Genomic DNA, 13,475 nt, shown 5'->3' on the forward strand with positions numbered 1-13,475 from the left:
ATAAGCGCCGATTCTAGCAGAGTGTGCCAGAGTGATAAGTTGGCTGAAAGTGCCATCTTCCGTTAATTTACGTAAATAATTCAGAAAGAACCACCCTTCCGGGCGGGGCCTGTTTGAAACCGCTCACCACCGCCCCCACTATAAAGGACGCCGGCTTTATGGTTAAAAATACAAAATCCCCTGTGACTTTCAGCAAAAACGATGTAGAAATTATTGCACGTGAGCCGCTCTATAACGGATTTTTTTCTTTAGTCCGTTATCGTTTCCGTCACCGCCTGTTTAACGGTGAAATGAGCAAGGAAGTTGTGCGCGAAGTTTTTGAGCGCGGACATGCCGCAGTCCTGCTACCCTATGATCCCCAGCGAGATGAAGTGGTGCTGATCGAACAGATCCGCATTCCCGCTTATGACACCAGCCCAACGCCCTGGCTACTGGAATTAGTGGCCGGCATTATCGAGCCTGGAGAAAGCGTTGAGGATGTGGTGCGCCGCGAGGCGATGGAAGAAGCGGGCCTGACGGTAAAACGCGTCCAGCCGGTAATTAATTACCTGGCGAGTCCGGGCGGTACCAGCGAGCGCCTGTCGGTGCTGGTGGGAGAAGTGGATGCCAGCGTGGCACAAGGATGCCACGGTCTGGAGGAAGAGAATGAGGATATTCTTGTGCATGTGGTAAGCCGCGAACAGGCTTACCACTGGGTGGAAGAGGGGAAAATTGATAACGCGGCTTCCGTCATCGCTCTGCAATGGCTGATGTTGCACTATGAGAAATTGCGAAACGAGTGGAATCCAACATGATCAAGCGCTACGTCCCTGATTTTCCCGAAATGATGCGGTTGAGCGAAACCAACTTCGCCCAGCTGCGTCGTTTGCTGCCGCGCAATGATGAAGCGGGAGCCTCGGTGACCTATCAGGTAAAAGGCGCCAGCTACAGCATTACTATTATTGAGTCTACGCGCTACACCACGCTGGTTGAGATCCGTCAGACCGCGCCCGCCGTCAGCTACTGGAGTCTGCCTTCAATGTCTGTCAGGCTGTATCATGACGCGATGGTTGCTGAAGTGTGTTCAACGCAGCAGATCTATCGCTTCAAAGCGCGATATGATTACCCGAATAAAAAGTTGCACCAGCGTGATGAAAAGCATCAAATCAACCAGTTTCTTGCGGACTGGCTGCGTTATTGTTTGTCGCATGGCGCGATGGCTGTACCGGCCTGGTAAAACGGCAATAACCTTGATATGGCGTGGAGATTAAGGAAACTCTTTGGATAGCCTGCTAAAACTTCCTGTGGTGAGTGGGGCCAGTATCAGGATATTACAAATCACGGACACCCACCTTTTTTCAGGCAGACATGAAACGCTATTGGGCGTTAATACCTGGGCCAGCTTTAACGCGGTACTGGAGGCTATCGAGGCCGAACAGCTGCCGATCGATCTGATTATCGCCACCGGCGATTTGGCTCAGGATCATTCCCCCGAAGCCTATCAGCATTTTGCTGAGGGTATTGCGCGTCTGACGGCGCCCTGCGTCTGGCTGCCGGGCAACCATGATTTTCAACCCGCAATGTATGAAACGCTGGCGCATTCCGGCATTGCGGAAGCTAAACAGGTATTGATCGGCGAGCATTGGCAGTTAGTGTTACTCGACAGTCAGGTGGCGGGCGTGCCGCACGGCATGCTCAGTGATTATCAGCTCGACTGGCTGGAAAAGACGCTGGCGCAAACCGTTGACCGACACACGCTGGTTCTGCTGCATCACCATCCGCTGCCGTCAGGCTGTAGCTGGCTGGATCAGCACAGCCTGCGCAATCCGCACGCGCTTGATGCGATACTCCAGCATTACCCGCTGGCGAAAACGCTCATCTGCGGCCATATTCATCAGGAGATGGATGTGGAGTGGCAGGGGCGACGCCTGTTGGCCTCGCCATCAACCTGCGTTCAGTTCAAACCGCACTGCACCAACTTTACTATCGACGCCGTTGCGCCGGGCTGGCGCTGGCTGGAACTGGATGAAAACGGGACGGTGCAAACCCGGGTGCAGCGTCTTGCGACGCGCGCTTTTACGCCCGATCTTGATTCCGAAGGCTACTAAATGGCGACGCTGCTCTATTTGCACGGTTTTAACAGCTCTCCGTTATCCGCTAAGGCGACGCTGCTGCAACGCTGGCTCGCCATCCATCATCCTGAGATTACGATGCTGGTGCCGCAGCTGCCGGCTTATCCGGCTGACGCAGCGCAGATGCTGGAAGAGATCGTGCTGGCGCGCGCGGGTGAACCGTTAGGAATTGTCGGCTCATCGCTGGGCGGTTATTACGCGACCTGGCTGTCGCAGTGCTTTACCTTGCCAGCGGTAGTGATCAATCCGGCGGTGCGGCCTTTTGAACTGCTGCTCAATTACCTTGGCACCAACGAGAATCCATACACGGGCCAACAATATGTGTTAGAGTCTCGCCACATTTACGATCTGAAAGTCATGCAGATTGACCCGCTTGAGGCGCCGGATTTGCTCTGGTTACTTCAGCAGACGGGCGATGAGGTACTCGATTATCTTCAGGCACTGGATTACTACCAGGCCTGTCGCCAGACGGTCGAGGAGGGCGGCAATCACGCCTTTACCGGATTCGAACGCTTTTTCCCTTCGATTCTTGACTTTATCGGTCTGAATCGCGCCTGATGCCGCGGGATCGTATAACCCTTTTTTCAGCCACCAATTCAGAACGATACGATGACTCAATCCAGCTATAACGCTAAAGACATTGAGGTACTCAGCGGCCTCGAACCCGTTCGTCGTCGTCCGGGAATGTACACCGATACCTCGCGCCCTAACCATTTGGGACAGGAGGTTATCGATAACAGTGTTGATGAAGCGTTGGCCGGCCATGCGAAACGCGTGGAAGTGATACTGCACGCCGATCAGTCACTGGAAGTAATCGATGACGGGCGCGGCATGCCGGTAGATATTCACCCGGAAGAGGGCGTACCGGCAGTTGAACTGATCCTTTGCCGCCTCCACGCAGGTGGCAAGTTCTCCAGCAAAAACTATCAGTTTTCCGGCGGTCTGCACGGCGTCGGCATTTCAGTGGTTAATGCCCTGTCGAAGCGCGTGGAAGTGACCGTGCGACGTAACGGCGAAATCTACGATATGGCCTTTGAAAACGGCGATAAAGTGCAGGATCTCACCGTTACCGGTACGGTCGCCAAACGCAACACCGGAACGCGCGTGCATTTCTGGCCGGACGGCAGTTTCTTTGACAGCCCACGCTTCTCCGTTTCGCGCCTGTCGCATCTGCTGAAGGCGAAGGCGGTACTCTGCCCGGGCGTTGAGATTGTTTTCAAAGACAAAGTGAATAACACCGAGCAACGCTGGTGTTATCAGGACGGCCTGACCGATTACCTGAGCGAAGCGATTAACGGCCTGATTACCCTGCCGGAAACGCCGTTTGTTGGCAGTTTTGCGGGCGATGTCGAAGCGGTAGACTGGGCGCTGCTCTGGCTGCCGGAAGGCGGCGAACTGCTGACGGAAAGCTACGTTAACCTGATCCCGACCATGCAGGGCGGCACGCACGTTAACGGTTTACGTCAGGGCCTGCTCGATGCGATGCGTGACTTCTGTGAATATCGCAATATTTTGCCGCGCGGCGTGAAGCTGTCGGCGGAAGATATTTGGGATCGCTGCGCTTACGTGCTGTCGGTCAAAATGCAGGATCCGCAGTTTGCCGGACAGACTAAAGAGCGCCTCTCTTCGCGTCAGTGCGCGGCTTTCGTTTCTGGCGTGGTAAAAGATGCCTTCAGCCTGTGGCTGAACCAGAACGTGCAGGCGGCTGAACAGCTGGCGGAGCTGGCGATCTCCAGCGCGCAGCGTCGTATGCGCGCGGCGAAAAAGGTAGTGCGTAAAAAGCTCACCAGCGGCCCGGCATTGCCTGGCAAGCTGGCTGACTGCACCGCGCAGGATCTGAATAAAACCGAGCTGTTCCTGGTGGAAGGGGATTCCGCAGGCGGCTCGGCCAAACAGGCGCGCGATCGCGAATATCAGGCGATCATGCCGCTGAAAGGCAAGATCCTGAATACCTGGGAAGTCTCTTCAGACGAAGTGCTGGCTTCGCAGGAAGTGCATGATATTTCTGTTGCGATCGGCATCGACCCGGACAGCGAAGATCTGAGCCAACTGCGTTACGGTAAAATCTGTATTCTCGCCGATGCGGACTCGGACGGCCTGCATATCGCCACGCTGCTGTGCGCGCTGTTTGTTAAGCATTTCCGTTCGCTGGTGAAAGGCGGCCATGTTTATGTGGCGATGCCGCCGCTCTACCGCATCGATTTGGGTAAAGAGGTCTGGTACGCGCTGGATGAGGAAGAAAAAGATGGCGTGCTGGAGCAGCTGAAGCGTAAAAAGGGCAAGCCGAACGTCCAGCGCTTCAAAGGTCTGGGCGAAATGAACCCGATGCAGCTGCGTGAAACCACGCTTGATCCGAACACGCGTCGTCTGGTGCAGCTCACCATTGATGATGAAGATGTCGATCAGACGCTGGCGGTGATGGATATGCTGCTGGCGAAAAAGCGTTCAGAAGATCGCCGTAACTGGCTGCAGGAGAAAGGCGACAAGGCGGAAATCGAGGTTTAAGCCTGCTCAGCCAAAGCTTGCCGTCGCAGGCATTGCGGCATACATCGCAGAGAAAAATAAACGGCCCGGCATCGCAAGATAGCCAGGCCGTTTTACTATGGCTGCTATCTGCTATCTGCTATCTGCTATCTGTTGTAGCGCGACTCATCATGAAATGGCTTGCGGATATGCCGTGCAGAACAGGTGTGGGTGATATGCCGGGTTTTACCCTCAAAGCATACAGAATATTTTATCGATCGCGGTAAACAGCTGCGCGCTGACCTCACTTTTGATCCGTTTTTCCGGTTCCGCGGAGATCGGAATGGCGCGCTTTTCCCCATAACAAAACGATGCGGATTAACAGATTACGAACTGAAAGCATTATCTCGTATAAAAATAAGCTGGGCGAAATAGAGAAATGCCCGGCTTATCCTAATGAGGATAATATTAACAGGATGAAATGATGAAGTTATGGGTATCTGTCAAATTCGGAACCTGGTCTGAATTTTCTGGTCGAATAATTAATATCATCCGCTATCCTTAATAATAATTGCAATTTTGCTTTTTTTTATTATTTTAATTCCGTTGGAATTCTATTTAGATAAGCGATCTATTTAAAATTAGCTGCTATTTTTTAATTAATTTCCGCTGCTTTTAAAACCTGTGTTCATAATAATTAAAGGAATAACTGACAGGCATTTGAACTGGATAAAATACTTTTTTCAATGAGTTATGAAGATAACTGTTTTGCATTTCTTTACAGCTTGCTGGTTTATTATTCTGTGCTTTTACTTAGTTTATGTTACTGCAGTTGGCAGCCGGGTTGTCTCCCCGACTTATTCAGTAACGCATATATAAGATTATTAGTTATGAAAAAGGTTCTCGCTATTTTAATTCCCGCAATTCTGGCCGCGGGTGCAGTTAACGCAGCTGAAATTTACAACAAGGACGGAAATAAATTAGATCTGTATGGCAAAGTTGATGCGCGTCATCTTGTTTCCAAAGATGACGGCAATGACGGTGACGCAACGTATGTTCGTCTGGGCTTTAAAGGCGAAACGCAGATCACGGATAGCCTCTCCGGCTACGGTCAGTGGGAATACAATATCCAGGCCAACAACGCGGAAGAAGATGGCACCGCGGGTAGCGCAACGCGGCTGGGCTTTGCCGGTCTGAAATTTGGCGATTTTGGTTCTTTCGATTATGGCCGTAACTACGGCGTGATCTAAGACGTAGAAGCCATGAGCGACATCCTGCCGGTGTTTGGTGGCGATTCCTACTCTGCCTCTGACAATTTCATGACCGGTTGCGCTAATAACATTGCGACCTACCGCAACAGCAACTTCTTTGGCCTGGTTGACGGTCTGGATTTCGCTCTGCAGTATCAGGGCAGCAACCGTGGCGCGGGCGAAAGCGCCAATGGCCGCGATAACGCTCTGGCGTATGTACAGTCCAAAGTGCAGAAGCTGGACGAGGAGTTCGCTCAGGTTAAATACATTGAGCTGGGTTCTACTTACTACTTCAACAAAAACATGGCCGTTTATGCAGATTACAAATTCAACCTGCTGAATAAAAATGACGATGCTGTTTAAACCCTGAACCCTGGCGACGGATGACGTGTTAGGCCTGGGCATGGTTTACCAGTTCTGATACTGCTTTGTTGATAAAACCCGCCAGACGGCGGTTTTTTTATTGCGCACTAACCGCCAGGGAGCGCAGATAATCCGCCAGGTGTTGAACACCCGCTTCTCCGGTCGTCGCAGCAACTGAGATTGCGATAGCGGCGTCCAGAGCGCCAACACGAACAGCGATCCCGTTACGCCGCAGGAATACCAGGGCGATTTTGCAACGGCGGTACGTTTGTTTGCAGCATTGAAGATGTGGCCGCGTGCAATCGCTGCCCAGTAAAGCGCGGCAACCTGATACTGGTCGGGGCGTGACGTTGTGTCATATACAGTCTGCTCAACGCAATTTGAATTAGCTAAAAGCCCCGCAGGTGCGGGGCTTCGGGATGTAGACGATATGGGATATCGGGTGAAATGCGCTTTGGGTTGGATGTTTTGTTTTACCACCAACCCTGTCGCACCGCTGTGCTTAAAGCGATGTTGAATCCGATTTGGAGTCTGTCGGATTCTCCATCAGGAAGATCTTCACATCCAGCACATCATCTTTAATACGTTCGCGATGGGCTTCCATATGCGGCTGCTGCTGATGCTGTTCCAGATGGCGCAGCGTCTCCCAGTATTCCAGCATGAAAATGGAGTTTGGCAGATTCTGCTTCCACGGCACCTGCGCCTGATGATCAACCAACGCCTGATATTTGTGACAGCCTTCTTCGGCAAGAACGATTGGCGTCAAATCATAAATGGCGGCCAGCACTGCCTCTCGGCGGCCAGGCTTTACGCAAATCTCAGCTACAACGGTTAACATAATCAGCCCCTGGAAAGTTTCAATGCGTTAAGTTAAGCAAAGATTTTGCCCAGATGCTCACGATAGCGTGCAATATCACGCGGCACGTCAGGCTGTTTAATCACATCGTTACAGATAAAGGTAGGCAGGCCTTTCATGCCGAGGAACTGGTTAGCCTTATGGAAATGCAGGTAAAGGCCATCCACGCCAACGCCTTCAAAGAACTGCTCTGGATCGGTAAAGGCTTCCAGCGGCGCGTTCCAGGTCAGCGACAGCATATATTTTTTGCCCTGTAACAGGCCGCCTGAGCCATATTTTTTGCTGGCGTCGGAACGGGTACGGCCGTCGCTGGCGTACAGCGCGCCGTGGCCTTCGGTAAAGACTTCATCGATATATTTTTTCAGGATCCATGGCTCGCCCATCCACCAGCCCGGCATCTGATAAATCACCACGTCGCTGTCCAGATACTTCTGTACTTCCTGCTGAATATCGTAGCCGTCATCAACACGTGTTACCTGCACGTCATGGCCGTTATCGCGTAAAAAGCTCTCTGCCACTTCGGTCATGGTATGGTTCAGTTCGCCCTTTGAGTGGGCAAATTCTTTACCCGCATCAAGAATTAAAATCTTACTCATTCGCTATCGCTCCGTTGAAAATTCTGAGGCTAGTCTACGCGCGCATCAGGCAAAGAAAAATGTGCGTTTGATCACAACACTTTTGCGTAGGGCGCAATAATCCGGTGCGAATGTGTTAAAAAAATACATAAAACTTATCGCCAACCTGCTGCCGTTTATACGTGCCCGCGCGCCATGACTAAACTGTGACATCCCCGCATCAGATAAGGTACTATCCTCGCCAAACAGATCGCCATGCGGCGCGCTGCCGCCCGCCGCAACGTGAGGAATCATAATGAGTGACTTGACGCAGGATGGTGCAGAGCGTCTTGCCCTGCATAAATTTACCGAGAATGCGTACCTGAACTATTCCATGTACGTCATCATGGACAGGGCGCTTCCCTATATTGGCGATGGCCTGAAGCCGGTACAGCGCCGCATTGTCTATGCGATGTCGGAGCTGGGGCTGAACGCCAGCGCCAAATTCAAAAAATCAGCGCGTACCGTGGGCGACGTGCTGGGCAAATACCATCCACACGGCGACAGCGCCTGCTACGAAGCGATGGTATTAATGGCGCAGCCGTTTTCCTACCGCTATCCGTTGGTGGACGGGCAGGGGAACTGGGGCGCGCCGGACGATCCGAAGTCCTTCGCCGCCATGCGTTATACCGAATCGCGTCTGTCGCGCTACGCCGAGGTTTTGCTGGGCGAGCTGGGCCAGGGCACGGTTGATTTCGTCCCTAACTTTGACGGCACGCTGAACGAGCCGAAAATGTTGCCGGCGCGTCTGCCGAATATTCTGCTGAACGGCACCACCGGCATTGCCGTCGGGATGGCGACCGACATTCCACCGCACAACCTACGCGAAGTGGCGCAGGCGACTATGGCGCTAATCGATAACCCAAAAACCAGCCTTGATGAGCTGCTGGATATCGTGCAGGGCCCGGACTTCCCGACCGAGGCGGAAATCATTACGCCGCGCGCGGAGATCCGTAAGATCTACCAGAGCGGACGCGGTTCCGTACGTCAGCGCGCCGTCTGGAAAAAAGAGGATGGCGAGGTGGTGATCAGCGCGCTGCCGCATCAGGTTTCCGGCGCGCGCGTGCTGGAGCAGATTGCCGCGCAGATGCGCAATAAAAAGCTGCCGATGATTGAAGATCTGCGCGATGAGTCGGATCACGAGAACCCGACGCGCCTGGTGCTGGTGCCGCGCTCTAACCGCGTCGATCTCGATCAGGTGATGAACCATCTGTTCGCCACCACCGATCTGGAAAAAAGCTACCGCATTAACCTGAACATGATCGGGCTGGATAACCGTCCGGCGGTGAAAAACCTGCTGGAGATCCTCAGCGAATGGCTGGTATTCCGCCGCGATACGGTGCGCCGCCGTCTGCAATACCGTCTTGATAAGGTACTGAAGCGTTTACATATTCTGGAAGGCCTGCTGGTGGCGTTCCTGAATATTGATGAAGTGATTGAAATCATCCGCAGCGAAGATCAGCCGAAGCCGATGCTGATGTCGCGTTTTGGCATCAGCGAAACCCAGGCAGAGGCAATTCTTGAATTAAAACTGCGTCATCTGGCGAAGCTGGAAGAGATGAAAATTCGCGGCGAGCAGAGCGAGCTGGAAAAAGAGCGCGATCAGCTGCAGGCCACGCTGGCCTCCGAACGCCGCATGAATACGCTGCTGAAGAAAGAGCTACAGGCTGACAGCGAAGCCTATGGCGACGACCGCCGTTCGCCGCTGCACGAGCGCGAAGAGGCAAAAGCGATCAGCGAAAACGAGCTGATGCCGTCCGAGCCGGTCACCGTGGTGCTGTCGCAGATGGGCTGGGTACGCAGCGCCAAAGGGCATGACATCGATCCGACCGGCCTGAGCTACAAAGCGGGCGACAGCTATCTGGCCGCCGCGCGCGGTAAAAGCAACCAGCCGGTCGCCTTTATCGACTCCACCGGACGCAGCTATACGCTGGATCCGTCAACGCTGCCGTCGGCACGCAGCCAGGGCGAGCCGTTAACCGGTAAGCTGACGCCGCCGCCGGGCGCGGTGATGGAGCAGGTGCTGATGGAGGCGGAAGAGCAGCGATTGCTGATGGCGTCCGATGCCGGCTACGGTTTTGTCTGCACCTTTGCCGATCTGGTCTCGCGCAATCGCGCCGGTAAAGCGCTGCTGACGCTGCCGGAGAACGCCAAAGTGATGACGCCGATGGCGATTCACAGCGACGACGATATGCTGCTGGCGATCACCGCCGCGGGCCGTATGCTGATGTTCCCGGTTGGCGATCTGCCGCAGCTGTCGAAAGGCAAGGGCAACAAGATTATCTCGATTCCGTCGGCGCAGGCCGCCAGCGGCGAAGATCGTCTGGCATGGCTCTATCTGCTGCCGCCGGGCAGCGCGATAACGCTCTACGTAGGTAAACGTAAGCTGACGCTGCGTTCTGAAGAGTTGCAGAAATTCCGTGCCGAGCGCGGACGTCGCGGCACGCTGTTGCCGCGCGGCCTGCAGCGTATTGATCGCGTTGAAGTGGATGCGCCAGCGCGTGTTGGCGCTGACGATAGCGAAGCCTGATAGCGGGCACGGAAGCCGAAGCGTCGCCACTTACCGTCGCGGCGCTTCGGTGCAATACCGGTGTCTTTTCATATAAAGCCGGTATACTTAGGCGGAAGCCACAATGAGGTCGTTATGCTGCTAATTTTACGTGTCTTTTTGGTTATTATTTACTCAATTCTGGTTTGTGTATTTGGCTGTATCTGGTGTCTGTTCTCCCCACGTAATCCACGCCACGTCGCTACTTTTGGCCATCTGTTCGGCAAGCTGGCGCCGCTGTTCGGCGTGAAAGTGGAACTGCGCAAACCGGCGGGAGCGGAACATTACGGCAATGCCATTTACATTGCTAACCACCAGAACAACTACGACATGATTACCGCGGCGAATATTGTGCAGCCCTCCACGGTGACCGTCGGGAAAAAAAGCCTGCTGTGGATCCCGTTTTTCGGCCTGCTTTACTGGCTGACCGGCAACTTGCTGATCGACCGCGATAACCGTGCCAAGGCGCACAGCACCATCGCTCAGGTGGTCGAGGAATTTAAAAGAAAGCGCATCTCTTTCTGGATGTTCCCGGAAGGTACGCGCAGTCGCGGACGCGGATTGTTGCCGTTTAAAACCGGCGCTTTTCACGCAGCGGTAGCCGCTGGCGTGCCGATCATCCCGATTGTGGTTTCCTCCACGCACAATAAAATTAAGCTGAACCGTTGGAAAAACGGCCTGGTCATTGTAGAAATGCTGCCGCCGGTAGACGTTACCGCCTTTGCAGATACCTCGGTGCGCAAGCTGGCCACGCACTGTCGTGAGCTGATGCAGGTCAAACTGGCTGAGCTGGACGCTGAAGTCGCCGAGCGAGAAGCCAACGGCAAGGTATAATTCATACGGGCCGCCGTCGCGGCCCCACAGCAATCTCTGAACAACAATAAAAACGGACCGCGTCAGCCAGGCGCCGCACGCGCCGCTATGGAGTCGTTATGTCTTTCAGTCGACGTCAATTTATACAGGCTTCGGGCATAGCCCTGTGTGCGGGCGCGCTGCCGTTCAGCGCTCGGGGGGGGGGCAGTGAAACGCCGTTACCGATCCCGCCGTTACTGGAGTCACGCCGTGGACAGCCGCTGTTCCTTACGGCTCAGCGCAGCCATTGGTCTTTTTCCGGCGACACCAACAAAGTGCCGGTCTGGGGCATTAACGGCCTCTATCTGGGGCCTACGGTGCGCGTCTGGAGCGGCGATGACGTTAAGCTTATCTATAACAATCGCCTGAACGAACCGATCGCGATGAGCGTCGGCGGCTTGCAGGTGCCGGGCGCGCTGTGCGGCGGCGCGCCGCGTATGATGTCGCCGGGCGTTGACTGGGCGCCGGTGCTGCCGGTACGTCAGCGCGCCGCTACCTGCTGGTATCACGCCAGTACGCCGAACCGCATGGCGCAGCATGTCTATAACGGGCTGGCGGGCATGTGGCTGATTGAAGATGAGATCAGTAAGGCGCTGCCGATTCCGAAGCACTACGGTGTAGATGATTTCCCGCTGATTATTCAGGACAAACGCCTTGATAACTTCGGCGTGCCGGTTTATGACCCGCCGGAAAACGGCGGGCTGATGGGCGATACGCTGCTGGTTAACGGCGTACAGAATCCTTTTGTCGAGGTTTCCCGCGGCTGGGTGCGCCTGCGGCTGCTTAACGCCTCCAACGCCCGTCGTTATGACATGGTTCTGAGCGATAACCGTCCTTTCCATGTGATCGCCAGCGATCAGGGCTTTTTGCCCGCGCCGGTGGCGGTTCAGCAGCTGTCGCTGGCACCTGGCGAGCGGCGTGAAGTGCTGCTGGATATGTCGCAGGGCGAAGAGGTCTCCATTACCGCTGGCGTTGCGGCGGGCATTATGGATCGTCTGCGCGGCCTGTTTGAGCCGTCCAGTATTCTTACCTCGACGCAGATCCTGACGCTGCGGCCAACCGGCCTGCTGCCGCTGGTGACCGATAATCTGCCGATGCGTTTACTGGCCGATCAAATCCTCGACGGCACGCCGGTGCGCACGCGCGAACTGCGCTTAGGCGATGCGCAGCCGGGCATCAACGGCGCGCTGTGGGATATGTCGCGCATTGATATTGAGGCGCAGCAGGGCAGCTATGAACGCTGGATCGTGCATGCCGATACGCCGCAGGCGTTTCATATTCAGGGCGTCGCGTTTCTGGTGAAAAGCGTGAACGGCGCACAGCCGTTTGGCGAGGATCGCGGCTGGAAAGATACGGTCTGGATTGATGGCGAGGTGGAACTGCTGGTGGCCTTTAATCAGCCTTCCTCTGAGCATTTCCCGTTTGTCTATTACAGCCAGACGCTGGAAATGGCCGATCGCGGCACGGCGGGCCAATTGCTGGTACAACCGGCGCAGGGCGGCTAAAGCCGCCCTGAAACCACCTTAATTCAGTTCATCAGGATGCGGGCCCAGACGCGTGCCGCTGTCCATTTTGCTAATTTCGGTGACTTCGGTTTTCTCCAGGCGGAAATCGAAGACGCGGAAGTTTTCCTCGATACGCGCTGGGGTGACCGATTTCGGGATAACCACCAGTCCGCTATCCAGATGCCAGCGGATAACGATTTGTGCAGGCGTTTTGCCATACTTTTTCGCCAGCTGCTTAATCACTTCCTGATCGAACACGCCTTTGCCGCCCTGGGCCAGCGGGCTCCAGGACTCCGTCTGGATCTGGTGCATGGCGTTCCAGGCATGCAGCTCGCGCTGCTGAAGCATCGGGTGCAGCTCTATCTGATTTACTACCGGCGTCACGCCCGTTTCATCAATCAGCCGCTTCAGATGCGTCTCCTGAAAATTACAGACGCCGATACTTTTCGCCAGGCCCTGCTGCTGCAGTTCAATCATCCCTTTCCAGGCCTCGACAAAATTGCCTTTTTGCGGGCAAGGCCAGTGCATCAGGTAGAGATCGACATACTCCAGCTGCAGCTTTTGCAGGCTGCTTTCCATCGCCTGCTGCCAGTTCAGCTGATCCTCATTCCACAGTTTGGTGGTCACGAAAATTTCGTCGCGCGCCACATCGGTCTGCTGTAACGCCTGACCTATTCCTTCCTCATTCTTATAAATAGCGGCGGTATCGATTGAGCGATAGCCGACCTCCAGCGCTTTCAGCGCCGCGTTACGCGCTTCCTCTACGCTGGCCTGCCAGACGCCCAGTCCCAGCTGCGGCATCATATTACCGTCGCGCAGTTTAATAATTGGTTGGTCTGCCATAACGTCTCCTTAATGGTTAGTTGGACCCGATAGCGCTTAAGTTTAGTCGAGATATGGCGCGGCGGCTCAG

At 54.7% G+C, this 13,475-nt stretch carries 12 protein-coding genes and 1 pseudogene; 9 read left to right on the forward strand and 4 right to left on the reverse strand.

The features are described 5' to 3' along the window. The first annotated feature begins 158 nt into the window (after positions 1–158). From nudF to P3C52_RS05775, 6 genes and pseudogenes are all read left to right on the forward strand, one after another. Entirely contained in the window at positions 159–794 is a 636-nt protein-coding gene (nudF, locus tag P3C52_RS05750; RefSeq protein WP_275554223.1) for an ADP-ribose diphosphatase, read from the forward strand. Then, complete coding sequence (locus P3C52_RS05755) at positions 791–1,216, forward strand: DUF1249 family protein (protein WP_275554224.1); 426 nt, start codon at positions 791–793, stop codon at positions 1,214–1,216. The genes nudF and P3C52_RS05755 overlap by 4 nt, the downstream gene beginning before the upstream one ends. Before the next feature lie 43 nt (positions 1,217–1,259). Continuing rightward, entirely contained in the window at positions 1,260–2,087 is an 828-nt protein-coding gene (gene cpdA / locus P3C52_RS05760) for a 3',5'-cyclic-AMP phosphodiesterase (protein WP_275554225.1), read from the forward strand. Further along, positions 2,088–2,669, forward strand: a complete 582-nt coding sequence (yqiA, locus tag P3C52_RS05765; RefSeq protein ID WP_275554226.1) for an esterase YqiA — start codon at positions 2,088–2,090, stop codon at positions 2,667–2,669. Between the two features lie 51 nt (positions 2,670–2,720). Next, on the forward strand, positions 2,721–4,616 hold the full coding sequence (gene parE, locus P3C52_RS05770) for a DNA topoisomerase IV subunit B (protein WP_275554227.1): 1,896 nt from the start codon (positions 2,721–2,723) through the stop codon (positions 4,614–4,616). Between the two features lie 848 nt (positions 4,617–5,464). Next, positions 5,465–6,194, forward strand: a pseudogene (locus P3C52_RS05775) (porin). Between the two features lie 38 nt (positions 6,195–6,232). On the opposite strand, the gene P3C52_RS05780 reads toward P3C52_RS05775, so the two are convergent. The 3 genes from P3C52_RS05780 to P3C52_RS05790 are packed head-to-tail and all read right to left on the reverse strand — an operon-like array spanning position 6,233 to position 7,639. Then, complete coding sequence (locus P3C52_RS05780) at positions 6,233–6,667, reverse strand: hypothetical protein (protein ID WP_275554299.1); 435 nt, start codon at positions 6,665–6,667, stop codon at positions 6,233–6,235. Positions 6,668–6,689: 22 nt separating this feature from the next. Further along, positions 6,690–7,025 carry a putative quinol monooxygenase gene (locus P3C52_RS05785; protein WP_275554228.1) on the reverse strand — a complete coding sequence of 112 codons (336 nt, stop codon included), beginning with the start codon at positions 7,023–7,025 and terminating at the stop codon, positions 6,690–6,692. A 32-nt stretch (positions 7,026–7,057) separates the two neighbouring features. Beyond that, positions 7,058–7,639, reverse strand: a complete 582-nt coding sequence (locus P3C52_RS05790; protein ID WP_275554229.1) for an NAD(P)H-dependent oxidoreductase — start codon at positions 7,637–7,639, stop codon at positions 7,058–7,060. Positions 7,640–7,913: 274 nt separating this feature from the next. On the opposite strand from P3C52_RS05790, the gene parC reads away from it, so the two are divergent. The 3 genes from parC (at position 7,914) to ftsP (ending at position 12,562) form a co-directional block, all read left to right on the forward strand. Further along, positions 7,914–10,187, forward strand: coding sequence for a DNA topoisomerase IV subunit A (gene parC / locus P3C52_RS05795; RefSeq protein ID WP_275554230.1), 2,274 nt, complete (start codon positions 7,914–7,916; stop codon positions 10,185–10,187). Between the two features lie 114 nt (positions 10,188–10,301). Beyond that, on the forward strand, positions 10,302–11,039 hold the full coding sequence (locus P3C52_RS05800) for a 1-acylglycerol-3-phosphate O-acyltransferase (protein ID WP_275554231.1): 738 nt from the start codon (positions 10,302–10,304) through the stop codon (positions 11,037–11,039). Positions 11,040–11,137: 98 nt separating this feature from the next. Beyond that, on the forward strand, positions 11,138–12,562 hold the full coding sequence (ftsP, locus tag P3C52_RS05805) for a cell division protein FtsP (protein ID WP_275554232.1): 1,425 nt from the start codon (positions 11,138–11,140) through the stop codon (positions 12,560–12,562). An 18-nt stretch (positions 12,563–12,580) separates the two neighbouring features. Here the strand turns inward: ftsP and dkgA are convergent, their stop codons facing one another. Further along, a complete protein-coding gene (dkgA, locus tag P3C52_RS05810; RefSeq protein WP_275554233.1) occupies positions 12,581–13,405 on the reverse strand; it encodes a 2,5-didehydrogluconate reductase DkgA in 825 nt (274 codons plus the stop codon). Positions 13,406–13,475 lie beyond the last annotated feature (70 nt).

Source organism: Mixta sp. Marseille-Q2659 (assembly GCF_940807255.1).
Classification (GTDB): domain Bacteria; phylum Pseudomonadota; class Gammaproteobacteria; order Enterobacterales; family Enterobacteriaceae; genus Mixta.